The organism is Kitasatospora sp. NPDC089797 (assembly GCF_040684795.1).
Taxonomy (GTDB): domain Bacteria; phylum Actinomycetota; class Actinomycetes; order Streptomycetales; family Streptomycetaceae; genus Kitasatospora.
Genome location: NZ_JBFBGS010000075.1, coordinates 17328 through 38291, shown reverse-complemented (window position 1 = coordinate 38291; position 20964 = coordinate 17328). Strand labels below are relative to the sequence as shown.

Sequence of the window (20964 nt, the reverse complement as noted above, 5' to 3'; positions counted from 1 at the left end):
GACGGCCCGGACCGGCCGGTGGCCGACGGCGCGCCGGAGGGCGGGGAGGATCTCGTCGGAGTCCCGCCGCTCCGGCGCCGTCCTGCTCGCCGCCTCCCGCGAACTCGCCCGCCGGATGCCGATGGGCCGGCTGCCCGCCGACAAACTCGCCCAGCACCGCGCCCTGCTGCCCTCCCGTGACCGGCCGGTGAACGGCCGCACCGCCGCCGGGGGTTCAGCCGGGCCGCTGGGTTCGCCCACGACCGCACGTCCGGCTCCCGGGCGCCGCCCCGCAACCGTCGCGCGGGGCGACGCCCGGCCCGGCCTCGGCCGTTCCGTGTGCGAGGTGAACCGCCGCTCAGCGACGGCGGCGGCGCAAGGGCGCCAGTGGCGGGATCCCGCCCGGTCAAGCCTCGGTCATGGCGCGGGTCTCGGCCTTGTACCGCCGCAGCGGGCTTGGCTACCTTCCTACCGCTGACGCCGCGAAGGCTCGGCATCACCCCATTGGCATGTCCTGATCATCGGTCGTCCGGCATGGCTCCCGGCCCCCCACGGGCCGCCCCCGCCATGCCCCGCCGGACGCCGGGACAGCCGTCTGCACATGCGCGCATCCCCCTCAAACCCCGGGCCTGCACCCCGACCGGCCGCCGCACCACGGCGCCTCGACCGCACGCCCTGGGCCCGACCCCCTCCGGGAGGGCTCCGTTGCACACCATCCGTACCCCCCACCGGTACACCCGGCTCCGCGCCACCACCGCCACCCTCGCGGTCGGTGCCGTGGTGGCCGCCGGACTCGCCCTGGCGGCGCCGGCCGGCGCCGTCGACAGCGCCACCGGCCAGGTGAGCGCCAAGCGCGTCTGCGCCCAGCCGAGCGACCCGCACCTGATGGCCTGCCAGGCCCTGGTGCGCACCGACGTCGTCCAGCCGCACGCCTTCTCGCACAGCGCGGTGTCGCCGGACGCCACGCCGTCCGGCTTCGGCCCGAGCGACCTGCAGAGCGCCTACAGCCTGCCGGCCAACGGCGGCGCCGGGCAGACGGTGGCCATCATCGACGCCCAGGACGACCCCAACGCCGAGTCCGACCTGGCCGCGTACCGCACGCAGTTCGGGCTGCCCGCGTGCACCACGGACAACGGCTGCTTCAAGAAGATCGACCAGAACGGCGGGACCAGCTACCCCACCTCCGACACCGGCTGGTCGGGCGAGATCTCCCTCGACCTGGACATGGTCTCGGCGGTCGCGCCGAACGCCCACATCCTGCTGGTCGAGGCCACCTCGGCGAACATGTCCGACCTCGGCACCGCGGTGAACCAGGCGGTCTCCCAGGGCGCCCGGTTCGTCTCCAACAGCTACGGCGGCGCCGAGGACCCGAGCGACACCAGCGCGGACAGCCAGTACTTCAACCACCCCGGCGTCGTCATCACCGCCTCCTCCGGCGACTCCGGCTACGGCGCCCAGTACCCGGCGGGCTCCCCGTACGTCACCTCGGTCGGCGGCACCTCGCTGACCCGCGACTCCAGCTCCCGCGGCTGGAGCGAGAGCGTCTGGGGCTCCAGCTCCGGCGGTGAGGGCACCGGTTCCGGCTGCTCCGCCTACGAGCCCAAGCCGAGCTGGCAGACCGACAGCGGCTGCTCCAACCGCACCATCGCCGACGTCTCGGCCGTCGCCGACCCGGCCACCGGTGTCGCCGTCTACCAGACCTACGGCGGCAGCGGCTGGTCCGTCTACGGCGGCACCAGCGCCTCCTCGCCGATCATCGCCGCCGTCTACGCCGACGCGGGCACCCCGGGCGCGAGCGACAACCCCGCCGCGTACCCCTACGCCCACACCAGCGCGCTCAACGACGTCACCAGCGGCGCCAACGGCACCTGCTCCCCGGCCTACCTGTGCACCGCCGGCGCCGGCTACGACGGCCCCACCGGCCTGGGCACCCCGAACGGCCTGGCCGCCTTCACCGCGGGCGGCAGCACCGGGGGCAACACCGTCACCGTCACCGGCCCGGGCAACCAGTCCGGCACCGTCGGCACCGCGGTCAGCCTCCAGGTCGGCGCGAGCGACTCGGCCGCCGGCCAGAGCCTGAGCTACTCGGCGAGCGGCCTGCCGGCCGGCCTGTCGATCAGCTCCTCGACCGGCCTGATCTCCGGCACCCCGACCACCGCCGGCAGCAGCAGCGTCACGGTCACCGCCACCGACGGCAGCGGTGCCACCGGCTCCGCCTCCTTCACCTGGACGATCGCCGGCTCGGGCGGCGGCACCAGCTGCGCCAAGGCCGGCCAGCTGCTCGGCAACCCCGGCTTCGAGACCGGCACCGCCTCGCCCTGGAAGGCCACCGCCGGTGTCATCGACAACAGCTCCGGTGAGCCCGCCCACAGCGGCAGCTGGAAGGCCTACCTGGACGGCTACGGCAGCGCCCACACCGACACCCTGAGCCAGACCGTCACCGTCCCGACCGGCTGCAAGGCCAGCGTCTCCTTCTGGCTGCACGTCGACACGGCCAAGACCTCGACCACGGCCGCCGACAAGCTGACCGTCCAGGCCGGCAGCACCACCCTGGCGACCTACTCCAACCTCAACGCCGGCAACGGCTACGTCCAGAAGACCTTCGACCTGTCGGCCTTCGCGGGCAAGTCCGTCACCCTGAAGTTCACCGGTGTCGAGAACGGCAACGGCCAGACCAGCTTCGTCATCGACGACACCGCCCTCAACGCCTCCTGACCACCCCCCGAACCCGTGTGGGCCGCAGCCTCGCTGCGGCCCACCGGCCTTTTCCCGTCCGGTCGTTGCCCGTCCCGCAGTCAGTCCAGCGAGCGGGCCGCGCGCAGGCGGGCCGAGAGGGTGTCGGGGGCGATGATCGGGTCCGGGTAGTCGGGGGCGAGCAGCCAGGGGCGGTGGACGGCCGGCCCGGGCAGGTGGGCCAGCTCCGGCACCCAGCGGCGCACGTAGGCGCCGTCCGGGTCGTAACGGTCGGCCTGGCGCAGCGGGTTGAGGACCCGGTTGGGGCGGGTGTCGGTGCCGGTGCCGGCCACCCACTGCCAGTTCAGCTGGTTGTTCGCCACGTCGCCGTCGACCAGCAGCGACAGGAAGTGGGCGGCGCCGATCCGCCAGTCCAGGTAGAGGGACTTGGCGAGGAAGCTCGCCGTCAGCAGCCGGGCGCGGTTGTGCATCCAGCCCTGGTGGGCGAGTTGGCGCATCCCGGCGTCGACGATCGGGTAGCCGGTGCGGCCCTGCCGCCAGGCCTCGGCCTCGCGCTCGTCCTGGTGCCAGTGGTCGTCCCGGGTGCGGTAGTCGCGGCGGGCGGCGTCGGGGCGGGCGGCGAGCACCTGGTGGTGGAAGTCGCGCCAGGCGAGCTGCCGGACGAAGGCCTCCGCCCCGGCGCCGCCGCGGTGCCGGGCGCGGGTGGTCAGCTCGGTCGGCGAGAGGCAGCCGAAGTGCAGGTACGGGGAGAGCCGGGAGGTCCGGTCGGCCGCCAGGTCGTCGTGCACCTCCGCGTAGGCGTCCACGCCCCAGCGCCGCCACCTGGTCCGGGCCTCGGTCTCGCCGCCGCGCGGCAGGTCGGGCGAGAACGGGCCGGTGACCGCCAGGTTCTCGCTGCCGATGCCGTCCGGGGTGTGGATCGACCGGGGCGCGCCGAGCACCGTGCGGCGCGGCGCCTGCTCCCAGGCCCGGTGGTACGGGGTGAAGACCGCGTAGTGGTCGCGGCCGGCCGGGGTCACCCGCCCGGGCGGGACCACGGTCACCGAGGCGTCGTGGACGCGCAGGCGGTCGCCGAACAGGTCGTGCAGCCGCGCCTCGCGCCGACGGGCGTAGCCGCTGACCCCGGCGGCGACGTGCACCAGCCCGGCGCCGGCCTCGGCGGCCACCCGGGCGGTCTGCTCGGCGGTGGCGCCGTGGCGCACGATCAGTCGGGAGCCGGTGCGGCGCAGCGAGGCGTCCAGGTCGGCGAGGCAGTCGGCCAGGAAGGCCAGCCGGTTGGGGGCGGCGAAGCCGGCCGCCTCGACGGCGGGGTCGAGGACGAACAGCGGCACCACCTGTTCGGCGGTGGCGCGGGCGGCGTGCAGCACGGGGTTGTCGTGCAGGCGCAGGTCCTGGGTGAACAGGGCGATCGAGACGGTCATCGGCGGGCCCTCGGAACGGTGTGGTCGGGGTTCTCGGAGTACTTCGGGTGGGCGACGGGGGTGCGGACGGGGTGACGGGGTGGCCGGGTTCGGCCGGAGCAACTCGGTACAGCAGTTCGGTACAGCAGTTCGGTGGAGCAGTTCGGTGGAGCAGTTCGGTGGAGCAGTTCAGTGCAGCAGCTCCGCCAGCAGGTCGACGGCGCCGGCGAGGTCGCGCGGGCGCAGCGTGCCGGGCGGGCGGCGCGGTCCGGTCCAGCCCGGTCCGGCGACCAGCACGACCGGCTGGATGCGTGCGCCCTGCGGCCCCCAGGCCGTCCGGGCCACCCGTGCCACCAGCGCCCGGTCCGCCGTCCGGGTGACCTGCGACCAGAGCAGCACGACGGGCGGGCCGGTCCGGCGCACCGCTTCGAGCAGTGCCTCGGGTGGCAGGGCGGGGCCGAACATGCGGAACGGCAGGCCGCGTTCGGCCATCGCTGCGGCGAGCGCCTCCAGGGCGAGGGAGTGCAGTTCGGAGGGCATCCCGGCGAGCAGCGCGGCCGGGCCGGTCGGCGGTTCCGCCCGGTCGACGGCCCGGCGCAGCGCGGCGGCGACGTGCCAGGACAGCAGGTGCTCCACCTCGACGTAGCGCTCCCCCTCGGTGGCCCACTTGCGTCCGGCCGCGCGCAGTGCCGGGACCATCACCTCGGTCCAGGCGACGACCGCGCCGAGCTCGTCGACGCTGCGCCGCAGGATGCGGGCCATTTCCGGGGCGTCGAGGCGGACGGCGGCCCGGGCCAGCCCCCGGCACTCGGGGCGCACGGTGCCCACCGGCAGGCTGTTGCCTCCGGAGGAGGTGCCGGCCGCCGTGCCGCTGCGGGGCGCCGGCAGTCCCGGGGTGGGGCCGGCCAGCGCGGCCCGGGCGGCTTCGGCGGGGTTGACGCCCCGGGCGGTGAGGCGGCACATCTCCTCCAGGGCGGCCACGTCGGCGGGTTCCCAGCGGCGGTGCCGCCCGGGGGCGCGGTGGGCCGGGCCGATGCCGTAGCGGCGTTCCCAGGAGCGGATGGTGGTGGGCGAGACGCCGAGCCGGCGCGCGAGGGCCCCGGTGGTCAGTCCGGCCGGGGCGGGGGCGGGCGGGACGGTCACGGCCGCGAGCCTATGCCGGGGCGCCTGGACGTGGTCGGCCGACGCGCACTCGGCCTGGTCAGAGGGTACGACGGACGTCCGGTGGAGGGGTGCGTGCACCGTCCGACGGTCGCGCAGCGAATGGCTGCACGCACAGTCGCAGCGTTTTCGCAGCGTTGCGCGGGGACCGTCGCCTTTCGTCAACTCGACGTCTCACGTGGCCAGTTGGTGCGGACCGGGCGAGCCGGGCCGGGACGGGACGGCTCAGAACCACTCCGGCCGGCAGTCCGCCGCCGTCCGGTCGAGGCTGTCGAGCAGGTCGAACTGAGGTCCGGTGCGCGGGAGTTCGACGCGGAGGAAGTAGCGGGCGGCCTGCCGCTTGCCCTCGTGGAAGGCGTCCGCGCCGTCGCCCAAGGCGAGGTACTGCTCCAGCCAGATCCAGGCCAGGACGACGTGGCCGACGGCCTCCAGGTAGGTCGAAGCGTTGGCCAGGGCGGTGGCCGGGTCCCCGGTGGACCACACCGCGGCCGTGGTCGAGGCGATCCGGTGCGCGGCGTGCGCCAGTCGGCCCGCCAGCTCGGCGGCCTCGCCGCCGGCCGCCTCGGCCCTGGCGGTGGTCGCGGCGAGGGTGTCGAGGAGCAGCCGCAGACCGGCGCCACCGTCCATGACCACCTTGCGGCCGAGCAGGTCCAGGCCGTGGATGCCGTGGGTGCCCTCGTGGATGGCGTTGAGCCGGTTGTCCCGGTAGAACTGCTCGACGTCGTACTCGCGGGTGTAGCCGTAGCCGCCGTGCACCTGGATGGCGAGGTCGTTGGCGGCCAGGCACCACTGCGAGGGCCAGCTCTTGGCGATCGGCGTCAGCACGTCCAGCAGCAGGTGGGCGCGGTCCCGGTCGGCCTGCTCCGGGGCGGTGGCCTCCTCATCGAGGAGGCGGCTGCAGTAGAGGGCGAGGGCGAGCGCGCCCTCGGCGTAGCTCTTCTGCGCCAGCAGCATTCGACGCACGTCCGGGTGTTCGATGATCGGGATCTGCGGGGCGGACGGGTCCCGGCCGGTGAGCGGGCGCCCCTGGGGGCGGGTGCGGGCGTAGTCGAGGGCGTGCAGGTAGCCGGTGTAGCCGAGGGCCGCGGCGCCCTGGCCGACGCCGATCCGGGCCTCGTTCATCATGTGGAACATGTACGCGAGCCCGTGGTGCGGTTCGCCCACCAGGTGGCCGACCGCGCCCGGGGCGCCGCCCGGCGTGTACCGGCCCTCGCCGAAGTTGAGCAGGGCGTTGGTGGTGCCGCGGTAGCCCATCTTGTGGTTGAGGCCGGCGAGCACGACGTCGTTGCGCTCCCCCGGGGTGCCGTCCCCGTCGACCAGGAACTTGGGCACGATGAACAGCGAGATGCCCTTCACCCCGGCCGGTCCGCCGGGGATCCGGGCCAGCACCAGGTGGACGATGTTCTCGCTGAGCTCGTGGTCGCCGCCGGAGATCCACATCTTGGTGCCGGTGATCCGGTAGCCGCCGTTGGCCTGCGGGAGCGCCCTGGTGGTGACGTCGGCCAGCGAGGAGCCGGCCTGCGGCTCGGACAGGCACATGGTGCCGAAGAAGCGCCCCTCCACCATGGGCCGCACATAGCTGTCGATCTGCTCCCGACTGCCGTGCGCCAGCAGCAGGTTGGCGTTGCCGACGGTGAGCAGCGGATAGGAGGAGGTGGCGATGTTGGCGGCCTGGAACCAGGCCCGGCAGGCGTTGGCGACCACCACCGGCAGCTGCTGGCCGCCGACCTCGTAGTCCATCGCGGCCCCGACCAGCCCGGCGTCGGCGTAGACCCGCAGCGCCTCGCCGACCTCCGGGATCATCCGCACCCGCTCGCCGTCGAACCGGGGCTCCTCGGCGTCGTTGCGCTTGTTGTGCGGGGCGAAGTGCCGGGTGGCGATGGTCTCGCTGAGCTCCAGGACGGCGTCGAAGGTGGACCGGTCGTGGTCCGCGTACCGGGGGCGACGGGTCAGGGCCGTGACGTCCAGCCAGTCGTGCAGCAGGAAGTCGAGGTCGCGACGGGAGAGCAGCAGGGAGTCCACGGGCGGGTCCGTTCCTGGGGCGCGGGAGGGCCGGGTCACCGGAGTCTTCCCCGGCCCGGGCGCACCGTCAACAGTCCGGCCGGTCGGCGCCGTCCGGCCCGTCGAGTTCCCGGGCCCAGCGGTGGCTCCACGCGTCGAGCGGGCCGAGTGCCGCGACCAGGTCCTCGCCGAGCGGGGTGAGCCGGTAGAGCTCGCCGTCGCGGGTCAGCACCCGGGCCTCGGCCAGTTCGGCCAGCCGGACGGTCAGCACGCTGGAGGACATCCGCTCGCAGCGGCGCTGCACCTCCCGGAACCCGGCGGGCGCCCGGCTGAGCTCCCAGAGCACGCGCAGCGCCCAGCGGCGCCCGAGCAGGTCGAGCGCGGCCATCACCGGCCGTCCGGTGTCGGAGCCGCGCACCGCTCGGCCGGGGCGCGGGGCTGCTGCCGCCGCGCGGTCCACCGGGTCTGCCATGTCGCCCTCTTCCGTCCGGTCTTGACGCTTCTGTTTTCGAAGCATCATAGTGGCGCTTCGGAAACAGAAGCACCCGGGAACCGACGCCAGGGAGTGCCGCATGCCGCGCGTCCAGCCGCTCGAACCGCCCTACTCCGACGAGGTCCGCGAGGCGCTGCGGCGGTGGATGCCGCCGCGGGCGCCGCACGAACCGCTCGCCCTGTTCCGGGTCCTCCAGCGCAGCCCCGAGCTCGCCTCCCGGATGTTCGCGCTGGGGGCCGGGCTGCTCGGCCACGGGCTGCTGCCCGCCGCCGACCGGGAGCTGGTCATCGCCCGCGCCACCGCCCGGGCCGGCTGCCGCTACGAGTGGGGCGTGCACGCCGCCACGATGGCCCGCCGGGCCGGGCTCACCCCCGAGCAACTCGCCGCCACCGCGTCCGCCGACCCCCGGCCGGTGTGGTCGTACCGCCAGGCGCTGCTGCTGCTCGCCGTCGACGAACTCCACGACACGGCGGACCTCTCGGACCCCACCTGGACGGCGCTGTCCGCCCACTACGGCGACGCCGAGCTGCTGGAACTCCTCGTCCTGGCCGGCTGGTACCGCACCATCGCGGGCCTGGCCAACGCCCTGCGACTGGACGACGAGCCGTGGGCGACCCCCTTCCCCACCGCCTGAGCCCTCCCGCGCCGTCGCCCCGGCGCCTTCCGACGGACGGCCGGGAGGCGCCGGTTCAGCTCCGGGTGAAGGTGCCCAGGCCGTCGATGTCGAGCTGCTCGACCACCAGCTTCGCGGCCTTCCCGTCCGCGCCCACGGTGAAGGTCACCCCGGAGCGGCCGACCGCGTTCTCACCCTTGCTGAGGAAGCTGAACACGTCGCCGTCGAAGTGCTGGAGCGGGTAGCGGAGCCCGGCCGGGCCCACGGTCATCACCAGCCCGCCGTCCTGTTCGCCCACCGTCAGCGGCCCGTAGTAGCCGCTCCCGTACGTCCCGGTGTACGCGGAGTCGGGCTTGGCCGGGGCGGCGCCGGCCGGTGGCCTGGTGTAGTCGGTCTTCGAGACCGGGCTCGCCGCCGCGGCGGGCACCACCTTGCCCAGGAAACCCAGCCAGTCGACCGTCTCCCGGCCGTTCTGGGCCACGTCGAAGAACTCCTCGGCCACCGCCTCCGGGAGGCCGGTCGGCTGGCCGTTGGTCAGCACCACGATCCCGAGCTGCTCGGAGGGCAGCAGGGTCACCGTGGTGGCCGCGCCCAGCTCGAAGCCGCCGGAGTGGTTGAGCCGCAGCCGGCCCTCGGAGTCGGTGCTGACGTTCCAACCCAGGCCGTAGAAACCGGCGGTGCCCGCGGCCGCCCGCGGCGGAGTGCTGGTGTAGTGCGGCGTGCGGGTCTCGTTCAGGGCCGTCGGGTCGATCACCGTCCGGCCCTCGAACGTCCCGTCCGCGAGCTGCATCCGCATCCACCGGGCGAGGTCCTGCACGGTGGAGCTCACCCCGCCGGCCGGCGACTGGGAGTCCGCGTTCTCGGTGGTGCTGACCTGCCAGCCGGCGTCGGTCCGCACGTGCGGCGCGGCCCGGTTCGCCGCCTTGTCGTAGTCGGCGCGGCGCGAGCTGGTGGCGTTCATCCCGAGCGGCCGGTAGAGGACGTCCGCCGCGAGGTCCTCCCAGGCCACGCCCCCGGCCTTCGCGACGGCCACCGCCGCCTCGGTCAGGCCGTAGTTGGTGTAGGCGTAGCTCGCCCGGAACGGGCCGAGCGGCTGGTCGCGCAGGTGCTGGAGGATGTAGTCGCGCTGGTAGCCGAGGTCCTCCAACAGGTCGCCGGCGTGGTCCGGCAGGCCGCTGCGGTGCGAGAAGAGGTCGGCGATCGTCACATGGCTGCTCACGTACGGGTCGGCCAGGGCGAAGCCCGGATCGTGGGCGGTCACCGGGTCGTCCCACTTCGCCGTCCCCCGGCCGACCGCCCCGGCCACCACGGTCGAGGAGATCGGCTTGGACACCGAGGCCAGCTGGAACACCGTGTCCGGATCCACCTGGTCCGGCTTGCCCAACTCCCGTACGCCGAAGCCCTTGGCGTGGATCACCCGGTCCCGGTACACGACCGCGAGGGCTGCCCCGGGGACCCCGGTGGCGGCCATCGAGGCCTGGACGTAGCCGTCGATCCGGCCGACGGCGTCCTGCACCTGCCGCTCGGTCAGCTGGGGCGGCGGCGCGGCGGGCGGGGTGGCGGCCGGCGCCGAGGAGGCCCCCGTGGTGGGCGCGGCCCCGGGGTCGGTGGCGGCCGCGGAGGTGCACCCGGCCAGCAGCGGACCGCTCAGCAGCATCCCCGCCGACACCGCCGCGCCGACCCGCAGCCCCAGCCGCACGCCCGGGCCGCCGGGGCGGCGGGCGGTCCGACGGGCCTGGCCGTGACGCTCCATCAAGGTCCTCCTTCGTCCGGGCGGCGCGGCCCCGGACCGGCGGTGCCGCCGTCCGCCCCTCCGCGGGAGTGTGGACGGCCCGCCGCTCCCCCGCCCGCCGCCGCGCGCCGCCCCCCGCGCGATCCACCCGTCCGGCGGGCCCGGCCCGGGGACCGGCCACGGGCGGGCGACCGGGACCGGCAGCCGGGGAGCGCGGCTCACCAGCGGATGCGGGCCGCCACCGGCCGGTGGTCGCTGCCGTTGGCGGGCAGGACCCGGGCGCTCGTCGCCGTCAGGCCGCGGAGCAGGATGTGGTCGATCCGCACCAGCGGGAAGGACGCCGGGTAGCTGAACCCGAAGCCCGCCCCGGCCGTGTCCTGGGCGGAGCGCATCCCCGCGGTGAGGCCGGCCAGCGCGCGGTCGTCCAGGGTGCCGTTCAGGTCGCCCAGCAGCAGCACCCGCGCGCTCCGGTCGGCCGCGAGGGCCCGGCCGAGGGTCCGGACGCCGACGTCCCGCGAGCCCGTCCGGAACCCCGTCACGGGGTTGACCCGGACGGAGCCCAGGTGCGCCACGTACACCGGCAGCGGGCCGCGCGCGGTGGTCACCGTGGTGCGCAGCGCCCGGTTCCCGACGTCCATCCAGCCCTCCACCGGCCGGCCGTCCACCACCGGCCCGTAGTTCATGACGTCGATCGGCCGGGTGTCGCCCAGCGGCAGCCTGCTCCACAGGCCCACGGTGCCCAGCACCGCGTGGTACGGGTACGCCTCGGCCAGCCCCTGCTCGTAGACCTGCACGGCCTTCGGGGCCAGTTCCACCAGGGCCAGCAGGTCCGCGCCGGAGCCGGCCAGGCGGCGTGCGGTGGCGGCCGGGTCGGGGTTGTCGGCGTTCACGTTCTGCTCCACCACGGTGAGGTCGCCGCCCGGGCCGGACTTGTCGACGAGCAGGCCGCCGAAGAGGTGCAGCCACGCCGCGGCCGGCAGCAGCAGCGCCAGCACGGCGGCGGCCGAGCGGCGCCACAGGGCGGCGGCCAGCAGCACCGGGACGAACAGGCCGAGCCACGGCAGGCCGCTCTCCAGCAGGCTGCCGAGGCGCCAACCGCCGTTCGGGACCTCCGCGTGCAGCGCCAGGACCAGGCCGAGCAGCAGCGCCGACGCCGCCAGGAGCCGCCCGCGCCGCCACGGTTCCGGCCGGGCGAGGGCCCGGACCCCGCGGGTGCCCCGCCGCCCGGTCCCCGCCCCGGCCCCCGCCGTCGCCCCCGCCACCGGCTGCGCGGGCCCGCCCGCGGTCGTCGTGCTGCCCCGCTCGTGCTTCATGCCGTCAGTCAACGGGCGCGGGCGTTGCCGGGGCGTATCCGGTTTCCGATACACGGACGACAGGTGCGGGCCGGACGGCGGGGCGCCCGGCGCGGGAGGGGCGGCGGCCCGGGCCGCCGCCCCGTGGCGTCAGGGCGCGGTGATGCCCGGCTGGGCGCCGGCGCCGAAGGCCCAGCCCTCGACGTCGCCGGCGGCCGGGTGGTAGCCGCCCGCACCGACGCTGCTGTAGGACCAGGCGCCGCCGTGCTGGGCGTGCCAGTACGACCAGTAGGCACTGGCCGGGGCGCCGTTGCAGGGGTTGGGCTGGACGTTGATCTGGCAGACGAAGCCCGGGAAGCGCGGGTGGAAGGCGTACGTGAACCCGGCGCCGGTGAGGGCGGCGAGGCCGTCGGTGGGGGTGCCGGGCGCGCAGCCGGTCTCGATGTCCCCGCCCAGGGCGGTGAAGTCGACCACGACGGTGACGCCGCTGGTGCCGGTGCAGGCGTCCGCGTGCGCCGCCGGGGCCTGGACGGCGCCGGTGCCGAGCAGGGCGGCGGTGAGGGCCGCGACGGCGGCCAGCGAGCCGAGGGTGCGACGGGTGAGGTGGGTGCTCATGACGGGGCCTCTCGGAGCGATCGGGGTCAGCCGGCCGGGCAGGCCAGGACGGGGGCGGTCGGGCGGGCGCCGTCGGCGCGGAGGTCGGCGAGGCCCCGGCCGGAGAGGCCGAGGACGGCCTGGGTGGTGGCCCGGACGGCGGTGGCCTGGTTGAAGCCGCTCGCGTCGTAGGCGACGGCCCCGCGCACGGCCGGGTCGGCCGAGCAGCCCTGCTGGAACTTCAGCAGTCGGCTCCAGCCCTTGAGCCCGGCGCCGAAGCGGTCGCCGGTCAGCAGGGCCTCGGTGGCCAGGCCGGTGCTGTTGGCGTTGGCGGTGGTGGCGCCGCCCGGCGCGAAGCCGCCCTCGGCGCCCTGGTGGGCGGTGAGCCAGTCCAGGCCGGCCCGGGCGTCGGCGGTGCGCCCGGTGGCGGCCAGGGCCTGGACGGCGAGGGCGGTGGCGTCGGGGTCGCCGGTGCAGGCGGTCTGGCCGAAGGCGACCGGGAAGCCGCCGTCCGCGCACCGGGCGGCGGCCAGGTAGTCGACGGCCGGGGCCGGGGCGCCGCCGGGGGTGCGCTGGAGGGCGAGCAGGGCGAGGGACTGGCCGAAGGCGTTGCTGTAGTCGCCCCACTGCGAGCGGTCGGAGAAGCGGCCGCTCGGGGTGAGCAGCGAGCGCAGCCGGGCCTGGAGGTCGACGCCGCCGAAGGTCGCGGTGTCCGCCCCGCGGACCTCAGCGGTCAGCAGCAGTTTGGCGGTGGCGCCCGCGTAGGCCGACGTGGTGCCGTCGCCGATGTAGCCGGTGAGGTTCTCCGGCGCGGCGAGCCAGGCGGTGGCCCGGGCGGCGGCCTGGTCGGAGCTGCCGGCCGCGGCGAAGGCGAGCACGGCGTCGGCGGTGAGGCCCTGGTCGGGGTAGGAGGTGCCGTTGTAGACGGTCACCAGGTGGTCGCCGTCGACGAGTTGGCGGGCCAGCCAGCCGGCCGCGGCGGCGTCGGGGCGGAAGGTCGTCCCGCCGTGCGCCGCCGGGGTGTCGGCGACGGCCGGGGTGTCCGCGACGGCCGGCGCGGCGGCGCCGAGCAGCAGGGCGGGGAGCGCGAGCAGGCCGAGGGAGCGGGTTCTCAGGGGCATGGCTGCCTTTCCGGGGCGGGCGAAGCGGGCGGAGGTGCCGGTTGCTCAGGTGCGGGCCGTGGCCGGGGGCCGGGTGCTCAGGTGCGGGCCGTGGCCGGGGGTTCGAGGCGGTCCGACCGGGCCGGCGGCGCCGCCTCGAACCGCACCTCGGGTTCGAAGTTGGCGCGCCGGGCGGCCCGGCGGAAGACGGTCAGCACGGCGGGGCCGACGACCAGGATCGCCACGAAGGTGGTGACGGCGCGGCCGGTGTCCCAGCCGAGCGAGGTGGCCAGGTCGAACAGCAGGTAGCGGTGCCACTGCTCGGTGAAGGGCAGGCCGGGGAGGTAGGCGATGGAGCTCTTCGGGTCGAGCGAGAACGGCCAGAAGGACAGGTTGAGCAGGAAGCCGAACAGGTAGCCGGAGACCGAGCCGTAGCCGGCCAGCAGGGCGATCTCCCACTTGCCGCGCGCCTTCGGCAGCAGCCCGGCGAGCATGCCGACGAAGGCGCAGCCGAACATCTGGTACGGCATCCAGGGGCCGACCCCGCCGGTCAGCAGGGCGGAGGCGAACAGCGAGGTGCAGCCGAGGGTGAAGCCGAAGCCCGGGCCGAACACCCGCCCGGCGAGGACGAGCAGGAAGAACACCGTCTCGATGCCCGCCGTGCCCGCGCCGAGCGGCCGCAGCCCGGCGTTGACGGCGGACAGCACGCCCAGCATGGCGAGCGCCTTGGCGTCGATGCCGCCCGCCGAGATCTCGGCGACCACCACCGCGACGACCAGCACCAGCAGCGCGCCGAAGATCAGCGGCGGGGCGTACGAGGAACCGAACTTCCCCGGGGCGACGACGAACGGCCAGCAGAAGGCCACCAGGCCGACGAACCCGGCCAGCGTGACGACGATCCCGGCGCGGACCGGGATCCGGACGGCCGTCGCCGTGCTCATCGGTCCCCCTCCAGCGCCGCATCGACCTGACGCACCGTCAGATAGGGCAGCGGCGCCAGGATCTTGGCCGTCTGCGGGGCGAAGGTCGGTGAGGCGGTGACGACGTCGGCGGTCGGGCCGTCGGCCACCACCTCGCCCTCGGCGAGCACCACCACCCGGTCCGCCGCCGACGCGACGAACTCCACGTCGTGGGTGGAGACCACCACGCTGCGCCCCTCGGCGGCGAGCTGGTCGACGATCCGCACCAGCGCCTCCTTGGCGGCGTAGTCCAGGCCCCGGGTCGGCTCGTCGAGCAGCACCACCGTGGGCGCGGCGGCGAGTTGGACGGCGAGCACGAGGGCGAGCTTCTGCCCCTCGGAGAGGTCCCGGGGGTGGCTGCGGTCCGGGATGCCGGGGGCCAGCCGGTCCAGGATCTCCCGGGCGCCCGGGCCGTCGGCGCCGGACTCCCGGTCGGCCTGGGCGAGTTCGTCCCGGACGGACTCCAGGTAGAGCAGGTCGGTGGGGGTCTGCGGGACGAGGCCGACCAGTCGGCGGGCGTCGGCGGCGGAGAGCTTCCTGGGGTCGCCGCCCTTCCCGGGACGGCCGTCGCGGGCCGGGCCGGTGACCTGGACGCTGCCGCCCTGGCGCGGACCGGAGCCCTGGAGGGCCCAGAGCAGCGAGGACTTGCCGGAGCCGTTGCGGCCCATCAGCGCGGTGACCTGGCCGGCCCGCAGCTCCAGGCCGACCTCCCGGACGGCGGTGACCGGCCCGTAGCGGACCACCACCTTCCGCGCCTCCAGCACCCGTTCCCCCGCCACCGCTGCCCGGCGCGGCGGGGGAACGGGCACGTCGGCGAGCCGCTCCCGGAGCGGCGCGGCGGCCCGGCGGGCGTCCCGGACGGACAGCGGCAGCGGCCGCCAGCCGGCCAGTCGGCCGAGGCGGACCACCGGCGGTGCGACCGAGGCCCCGGCGAACACCTCGGCGGGCGGGCCGTGCACGACGGTGCCGTCCCCGGGCAGGTGGACGACCCGGTCGGCGTACTGGACGACGCGTTCCAGCCGGTGCTCGGCCAGCAGGACGGTCACCCCGAGGTCGTGCACCAGCCGGGTGATCGCGGCCAGCACCTCCTCGGCGGCGGTCGGGTCGAGGGCGGAGGTGGGCTCGTCCAGCACCAGGACCCGCGGGTGGGCGGTGAGCACCGAGCCGATGGCGACCCGCTGCTGCTGCCCGCCGGAGAGCTCGTGCAGCGCGCGGTGGCGCAGCTCGGCCAGCCCGAGCAGGTCGAGGGTCTCCTCGACGCGCTTGCGCATGGTGTCCGGCGGGATCGCCAACTGCTCCATCGCGTAGGCGAGTTCCTCCTCGACCGTGTCGGTGGTGAAGCCCGCCACCGGGTCCTGGCCCACCACGCCCACCACGTCGGCGAGTTCGCGCGGCGGGTGGTCGGCGGTGTCCCGGCCGGCCACCGTGACCCGGCCGCGCAGGGTGCCGCCGGTGAAGTGCGGGACCAGCCCGTTGACGGCGCCGAGCAGGGTGGACTTGCCCACGCCGGTGCGGCCGACCACCAGGCACAGCTCGCCCTCGGGCACGTGCAGGTCGACGTCGCGCAGCACGGGTTCGGCGGCGCCCTGGTAGCGGACGCCGACGTGGTCGAAACGGATCACTGCGTAACCTCGGCAGGCTGGTGCTTCTGAACGGGTGCGACGGGCGGTGCCGGAGGTACCGGCGGTACGGGACGGTCCTGCGGCGGGGCGATCAGCCCGGCCGCGCCGGCCAGCAGCACCGCCAGCGCGGGCACCGGCGGCAGGGCGGGCCAGCTCAGCGGGTGCAGCGAGGGGACCAGGTCGGTCGGGTCGTAGCCGACGGTGCCGAACAGGGTGGCGGCGGCGAGCACTCCGCAGCCGGTCACCCCCCACTCGGCGGCGCGGAAGCGGTCCGGCCGGTAGCTGGTGCGGCGCACCCGGCGGCCGCCGAGCGCCAGGCCGCCGCAGCACAGCGCGGCGCCGGCCAGCAGGGCGGGCAGGCCGAGGAAGCCGGGCGCGGTGCCGTCCAGCAGCCCGTACGCCCCCGCGCAGAGCCCGGCCATGCCGAGCAGCATCAGGGTGCCGGTGGCCCGGCGGGAGCCGCGGGAGGCGGTGCCCGAACGGCCGTAGCCGCGCGAGTCCATCGCGGCGGCCAGCTTCAGCGAGCGCTCCAGCGCGTCCTCCAGCACCGGGACCACGATGCCCCGCAGGGCGCGTACCCCCTTGCCCGCACCGGCCCGCAACCGCCGTGCCCGGGCGACCCGTTGGACGCTCTGCACGAGCTGCGGCGCCACGCTCACCGAGACGGTGACGGCCACCCCCAGCTCGTACAGCGCGCCGGGCAGCACCCGCAGCGCGCGCTTGGGGTTGGCCAGGGTGTTGGCCGCGCCGATGCAGCAGATCAGGCAGGCCAGCCGCAGCCCGTCGAAGGCCGAGGAGAGCACCGCCTCCAGCGAGACCGGGCCGCCGATCTCGATGCCCGCGTACCAGGCCGGGGTGGGGATGTGCGGCAGGGTGAACATCACGTGGTCGCTCGCCGTCACGCCGGTCGCGAAGACGCAGCGGAAGAGCACCCGGATCGCCACCACGACCAGGGCCAGCCACAGGTAGTAGCCGAAGCCCCGGGCCCACGGCGCGTCGGTGCGGCGGGCGGTGACGACGTAGCCGAGCACGGCCAGCACCAGCAGGAGCAGCAGCGGGTTGGTGGTGCGGCTGGCGGCGGTGGCGAGCGCCAGCGCCCAGAGCCACCAGGCGGCCGGGTGCAGGGTGCGCGGCGCCCGGCGGCCGCCGATGCCGGTGGCGTCGGCCGGCCGCCGGGGCGGGGCGGCGGTCACCGTCACCCGTCCCTCCGGCGGCGCCGGCGGGCGGTCAGCGCGGCGGCCCCGCCGAGGCCGAGGGCGACCGCCACGGTGATCGCGAGCGGCAGCACCGAGCCGGAGTCGTGCGGCGCGTCCGCGGTGGGGGCGGCGTCGACCACGGCGGTGGTCGGGCTCGCCGAGGTCGCGGTGGCGGACGGGGTGTCGGTGGCGGTGGGCGTGGCCGTCGGGGAGGGCGTCTCCTCGGGGGTGGCGCCGGGTGTGGTCGGCTGGTCGGAGGCGGGCGCGTCCGGGGTCGGCGGCTGGGTGCCGTCGGCCGGGGCCGTGCCGCCCGGGGCGGGGGCCCGGCCGGGGGCCGGCGGACGGGCGCCGCTGCCGGGCTGCGGGGCGGAGCCGGAGCCCCGGCCACTGCCACTGCCACTGCCACTGCCACTGCCGCCCGAGCCGGTTCCACCGCTGGTCGAGCCGCCGGTGGTCGAGCCGCCGGTGCCGGAGCCGGAGCCGCCGGTCGTGCCGCTGCCCGAACCCCCGTTGCCGCCACCGCCGTTGGACCCGCCGCCGGAGCCGCCGGTGGTCGAGCCGCCCGGGGCGGTGTTGTGCGCCCGCAGGGAGTCCACCGCGATGGTCGGCCGACCGATGGTCAGGTCGTCGTTCGTCGCACCGAAGATCCACAGGTCGACGCTGCCCGGCTTGGGGTGGTAGCTCATCGCGCCGAGCTGGCTGTAGCTCCAGTCGGTGTCCCCCGGGTCGGCGTGCCAGTACGACCAGTAGGCGCTGGCCGGCGGGGTGAGCACGCACTTCTCCTGGTCGGCCGTCGGGTACTGCTTGCCGCCCTCGCTGCCGCTGAAGCCGATCCGGCAGATGAACGCCGGGCCGTCGTGGCCGGTGCCGGTGGTGCGCCAGCCGCCCTGGTTGAGCAGCTCGTAGCCGGTGGTCGGCGTGGTGCCGCAGGAGCGCAGCACCTTACCGCCCCACTTGCTGAAGTCCACTGCGAGCACCACGCCGGAGGTGGTCGTGCACTGGTCCAGCGGCAGTGGCGCGGCGGCGGCCGGGGTGGCCGTGCCGAGCAGCGCGCTGCCGGTCAGCGCCAGCGCGCCGAGGGCGCCCGCGAGCCGGCGGCTCACCGGTGCCGTCCCCGGCCGAGGCGGGCGCGGGAGACGGCGACGGCGCTGCCGCCGGCCAGCAGCAGGGCGAGGGCGAGCAGCGCGGGGAGGGTGGCGTCGCTGCCGGTCCGGGCCAGGTCGGAGCCGTTCGGGGCGGCCGGGTCGGCCACCACCGGCCGGGCCTCCCCGCCCTGGGCACCGCCGTCACCGGCGTCACCGGCGCCCGCCGGGGGCGCGTCGGTCACGCCCGGGGCGGACGTCCCGGCGGGCCCGGAGGTGCCCGCCGGAGCGGACGTCCCGGTCGTCGCGGTCGGCGCGGGGGTGTCGGTCGGACCGGCCGTGGAGGTCGGCGACGGCGTCGGGGTCGGGGTCGGGCTCGGGGAGTCGGTCGGGGTCGGCGTCGGGGACGGCGACCCGGTCGGCTGGGGCGTGCCGGGCGCCACCGGCCGCTTCAGCGTGCCGAAGGACGTCCCGACCGTCCCGCCCAGCACCTGGGTCGAGGCCCGGACGTCCGAGCCGCGCTGGCCGGCCGCCGCGACGTTGAAGCCGCCGTCGTCGTTCTGCTGCCCGGCCAGGAAGTCCCGGGCCCGCGAGATCGCCGGGCCGTACTGCCCGGCCCGCAGCGAGAACGCCTGGACGGCCAGGGCGGTCGAGTTGGTCGAGTCGCCGGAGGCGCCCGGGAAGCCGCCGTCGGCGAGCTGCTTGCCCGCGATCCAGCCGACCGCGCGGTCCACGGCCTGCTTGGCGGCCGGATCGTCGGCGACCAGGTCGAGGGCCATCGCGGCCATCGCGGTGCTGTCCACGTCGGAGTCGCCCTTGGCCGGGATCAGGCTCGGCCAGGAGCCGTCGGCGTGCTGGAGGCCGGTCAGGTAGCGCACCGGCTCGGCCGCGTGGGCGGCGTCACCGGCGCGCAGCTGGGCGATGATGCCGAGCGACTGGGAGAACACCGAGGTCGCGTTGCGGTAGTTGCCCTGGGCGGCACAGGAGGTGTCGGGGGCCTGGCTGGGCGCGGCGCAGGTGACGGTGGCGAGCGCGGCGATCAGGTCCTGGCCGCCGAAGGCGCGCGGGTCGCGGCCGACCACCTCGGCGAGCAGCGCCTCCTTGCCGATCGAGCCGCCGCCGGCGTACTCGGTGCCGATGTACGTCCAGTCGTCCACCGTCCGGCCGTTGCCGTCCTTGCCGTGCTGGTCCAGGAAGTCGGCGATCCGGCCCAGCGCCGCGTCGTCGGTGCCGGTGGCGGCGAGGGCGAAGGCGCCGTCGATGGTCAGGCCGAAGTCGGCGAAGCCCGTGAAGCCCTCGTAGTAGCGGCCGCCGATCAGCCGGGTCCGGTCGGTGAGGTAGGTCGAGCCCTTGGCGAGGTCGGGCTTGCGGTGGAGGTCGTGGTCGAGCGCCGCGAGGTCGGTGCCGGCCAGGGCGAGCACCGCCTGTCCGGTGGCCGCGGGGTCGGCGTCGGTGCCGGCCGGGTCGGTGGTGAAGCCCCCGGAGGGCACCTGGCGGGCGGCGACCCAGCCGGTGGCGGCCGCGTCGGCGTCGGTGCGGCCGGCGGCGCGCAGGGCCTGGGCGGCCAGCGCGGTGGTGTAGGTGTCGGCGGCCCCGGCCCAGGAGTACGGCCAGACCCCGCCGTCGGGCTTCTGCTGGGCGGCGGTCCAGGCGTCGGCGCGCTTGACGGCGTCGGGCGCGGCGCCGGCCCGGCGCAGGGTGAGGGCGGTCAGGGCGGTGGTGCTCGGGTCGCCCTCGCAGTGGTCGCCGGGGGCGATCATCACGGCGGAGACGCCGCCGTCGGCGCACTGGGCGGAGGTCAGCCGGGCGACGGCGGTCGGCGGCAGGGCGGCGCCGGCCCGGGCCAGGGCGAGCAGGGCGAGGGCCTGGTTGACGGGGTAGGTGACGCCCTCGAAGTCCCCGGCGGCGGTGCAGGCGCCGAGCTTGCCCTGGGCGGTGCAGACGTGGTCGGTGAGCGCGGCGACCAAGTCGTGGCCGCCGAAGGCGCGCGGGTCGCCGCCGGTCACCTCGGCGACCAGGGCGAGCTGGGCGACGGCGCGCGGGACGGGCGCCGCCTTCGGGCCGCCCGGGAAGGCGAACTGGTCGGTGTGGGCGGCCAGGTAGGCGACGACCTTGCGCAGGGTGTCGTCCTGCCCGCCGGCCGCCGCGAGGGTGAAGGCGGTGTCCGTGGTGGCGTCGTAGTCCGGCGTCTTCCCCGTGGCGTCGGCCACGTGGTCGCCGCCGGTCAGCTGGGCGACCAGCCAGCGGGCGGCGGCGGGCAGGTCGGCCTTGGGGGGCTTCGGCGTCTGCGTGGGTGTCGGAGTAGGAGTCGCACTCGGCGACGGCGAGGAGGTCGGCGAGGGCGAGGAGGTCGGCGACGGCGAGGAGGTCGGCGACGGCGAGCCGCCCGTTCCGCCCTTGGCCCGGACCGAGTCCGGGGTGAAGGTCGGGGACCCGGAGGTGCCGCCGACGTCGGTGCCGCCGTAGACCCAGGCCTCGACCTCGCCGGGCGCGGGCCGCTGCGACATCGCGCCGAGCGTGGCGTACGACCAGTGGTCCTGCCCGACCGGGGCGATCCAGTACGACCAGTAGCCGGTCGCCTGCGGGGTGTTGACGCAGGCCTCCTTGTCCGGGGTGGGGTACTGGGTGCCGTCGCGGAAGGCCGGGTTGCCGAGCCGGCAGATGAAGGCAGGGCCGTCGTGCACGGTGCCGGTGGTGCTGAACCCGGCGGTGTGCAGCAGGTTCATCCCGGTGGTGGGGTGGGCGTCGCAGCCGCGCACCACGCCGCCGCCGAAGGGGCCGAAGTCGACCGCGACGACGGCTCCGGAGGTCGCCGTGCACTGGTCCAGCGGGTCCGCGTGGGCGGGGGTGCCGGGCAGTGCCGTCAGGACCAGGCTGCCCGCGGTGAGCGCGAGCGCGGCGGCGGCCGCCGGGACGGCGGCTCCCCGCCGCCACGCGGTGGGACGGTGTCTGTGGACCGGCACGGAACGAACTCCCCTGTGACTGCGGCGCCGGACGGGGACACGGGGGCGCAGCAGGGCTCCCCCGGGCAGGGTTGTGCCGTACC

At 76.2% G+C, this 20964-nt stretch carries 15 protein-coding genes; 2 read left to right on the top strand and 13 right to left on the bottom strand.

Annotated elements, in window-relative coordinates:
* Positions 1-684 precede the first annotated feature (684 nt).
* A complete protein-coding gene (locus tag AB0O91_RS38395) occupies positions 685-2694 on the top strand; it encodes a putative Ig domain-containing protein (RefSeq protein ID WP_363443332.1) in 2010 nt (669 codons plus the stop codon).
* Between the two features lie 80 nt (positions 2695-2774).
* Here the strand turns inward: AB0O91_RS38395 and AB0O91_RS38390 are convergent, their stop codons facing one another.
* From AB0O91_RS38390 to AB0O91_RS38375, 4 genes are all read right to left on the bottom strand, one after another.
* Positions 2775-4094 carry a deoxyribodipyrimidine photo-lyase gene (locus AB0O91_RS38390; protein ID WP_363443330.1) on the bottom strand — a complete coding sequence of 440 codons (1320 nt, stop codon included), beginning with the start codon at positions 4092-4094 and terminating at the stop codon, positions 2775-2777.
* Positions 4095-4262: 168 nt separating this feature from the next.
* Complete coding sequence (locus AB0O91_RS38385; protein WP_363443328.1) at positions 4263-5216, bottom strand: MerR family transcriptional regulator; 954 nt, start codon at positions 5214-5216, stop codon at positions 4263-4265.
* Positions 5217-5459: 243 nt separating this feature from the next.
* Positions 5460-7256, bottom strand: a complete 1797-nt coding sequence (locus tag AB0O91_RS38380; RefSeq protein WP_363443326.1) for an acyl-CoA dehydrogenase — start codon at positions 7254-7256, stop codon at positions 5460-5462.
* A gap of 67 nt (positions 7257-7323) precedes the next feature.
* Positions 7324-7707: a helix-turn-helix domain-containing protein gene (locus AB0O91_RS38375; protein ID WP_363443324.1), complete on the bottom strand. Its 384-nt coding sequence runs from the start codon at positions 7705-7707 to the stop codon at positions 7324-7326.
* A 100-nt stretch (positions 7708-7807) separates the two neighbouring features.
* Here AB0O91_RS38375 and AB0O91_RS38370 point away from each other — a divergent pair, with 100 nt between their 5' ends.
* A complete protein-coding gene (locus AB0O91_RS38370) occupies positions 7808-8362 on the top strand; it encodes a carboxymuconolactone decarboxylase family protein (protein ID WP_363443322.1) in 555 nt (184 codons plus the stop codon).
* Between the two features lie 55 nt (positions 8363-8417).
* Here AB0O91_RS38370 and AB0O91_RS38365 read toward each other — a convergent pair whose 3' ends face one another.
* From AB0O91_RS38365 to AB0O91_RS38325, 9 genes are all read right to left on the bottom strand, one after another.
* Positions 8418-10094, bottom strand: coding sequence for a serine hydrolase (locus AB0O91_RS38365; protein ID WP_363443320.1), 1677 nt, complete (start codon positions 10092-10094; stop codon positions 8418-8420).
* A gap of 197 nt (positions 10095-10291) precedes the next feature.
* Positions 10292-11386 carry an endonuclease/exonuclease/phosphatase family protein gene (locus AB0O91_RS38360; RefSeq protein WP_363443318.1) on the bottom strand — a complete coding sequence of 365 codons (1095 nt, stop codon included), beginning with the start codon at positions 11384-11386 and terminating at the stop codon, positions 10292-10294.
* A gap of 129 nt (positions 11387-11515) precedes the next feature.
* Positions 11516-11980, bottom strand: a complete 465-nt coding sequence (locus tag AB0O91_RS38355) for a flagellar hook-length control protein FliK (RefSeq protein ID WP_363443316.1) — start codon at positions 11978-11980, stop codon at positions 11516-11518.
* Between the two features lie 26 nt (positions 11981-12006).
* Positions 12007-13080: a peptidase gene (locus AB0O91_RS38350; protein WP_363443314.1), complete on the bottom strand. Its 1074-nt coding sequence runs from the start codon at positions 13078-13080 to the stop codon at positions 12007-12009.
* 77 nt (positions 13081-13157) lie between these two features.
* The gene (locus AB0O91_RS38345; protein ID WP_363443312.1) at positions 13158-14000 is read right to left on the bottom strand and encodes an ECF transporter S component; all 843 of its coding nucleotides are present in this window, start codon (positions 13998-14000) and stop codon (positions 13158-13160) included.
* A complete protein-coding gene (locus tag AB0O91_RS38340; protein ID WP_363443310.1) occupies positions 13997-15640 on the bottom strand; it encodes an ATP-binding cassette domain-containing protein in 1644 nt (547 codons plus the stop codon). The genes AB0O91_RS38345 and AB0O91_RS38340 overlap by 4 nt, the downstream gene beginning before the upstream one ends.
* Positions 15637-16839: a CbiQ family ECF transporter T component gene (locus tag AB0O91_RS38335; protein WP_363443308.1), complete on the bottom strand. Its 1203-nt coding sequence runs from the start codon at positions 16837-16839 to the stop codon at positions 15637-15639. Before AB0O91_RS38335 ends, AB0O91_RS38340 begins: the two co-directional genes overlap by 4 nt.
* Positions 16836-17939: a hypothetical protein gene (locus tag AB0O91_RS38330; protein ID WP_363443306.1), complete on the bottom strand. Its 1104-nt coding sequence runs from the start codon at positions 17937-17939 to the stop codon at positions 16836-16838. Before AB0O91_RS38330 ends, AB0O91_RS38335 begins: the two co-directional genes overlap by 4 nt.
* Positions 17936-20881, bottom strand: a complete 2946-nt coding sequence (locus AB0O91_RS38325) for a prenyltransferase/squalene oxidase repeat-containing protein (RefSeq protein WP_363443304.1) — start codon at positions 20879-20881, stop codon at positions 17936-17938. Before AB0O91_RS38325 ends, AB0O91_RS38330 begins: the two co-directional genes overlap by 4 nt.
* Positions 20882-20964 lie beyond the last annotated feature (83 nt).

Excerpts from the sequence above, each read along its gene's own strand:
- AB0O91_RS38390 (WP_363443330.1), bottom strand. The coding sequence starts at position 4,094 with ATGACCGTCTCGATCGCCCTGTTCACCCAGGACCTGCGCCTGCACGAC.
- AB0O91_RS38350 (WP_363443314.1), bottom strand. The coding sequence starts at position 13,080 with ATGCCCCTGAGAACCCGCTCCCTCGGCCTGCTCGCGCTCCCCGCCCTG.
- AB0O91_RS38345 (WP_363443312.1), bottom strand. The coding sequence starts at position 14,000 with ATGAGCACGGCGACGGCCGTCCGGATCCCGGTCCGCGCCGGGATCGTC.
- AB0O91_RS38360 (WP_363443318.1), bottom strand. The coding sequence starts at position 11,386 with ATGAAGCACGAGCGGGGCAGCACGACGACCGCGGGCGGGCCCGCGCAG.
- AB0O91_RS38375 (WP_363443324.1), bottom strand. The coding sequence starts at position 7,707 with ATGGCAGACCCGGTGGACCGCGCGGCGGCAGCAGCCCCGCGCCCCGGC.
- AB0O91_RS38355 (WP_363443316.1), bottom strand. The coding sequence starts at position 11,980 with ATGAGCACCCACCTCACCCGTCGCACCCTCGGCTCGCTGGCCGCCGTC.
- AB0O91_RS38365 (WP_363443320.1), bottom strand. The coding sequence starts at position 10,094 with ATGGAGCGTCACGGCCAGGCCCGTCGGACCGCCCGCCGCCCCGGCGGC.
- AB0O91_RS38370 (WP_363443322.1), top strand. The coding sequence starts at position 7,808 with ATGCCGCGCGTCCAGCCGCTCGAACCGCCCTACTCCGACGAGGTCCGC.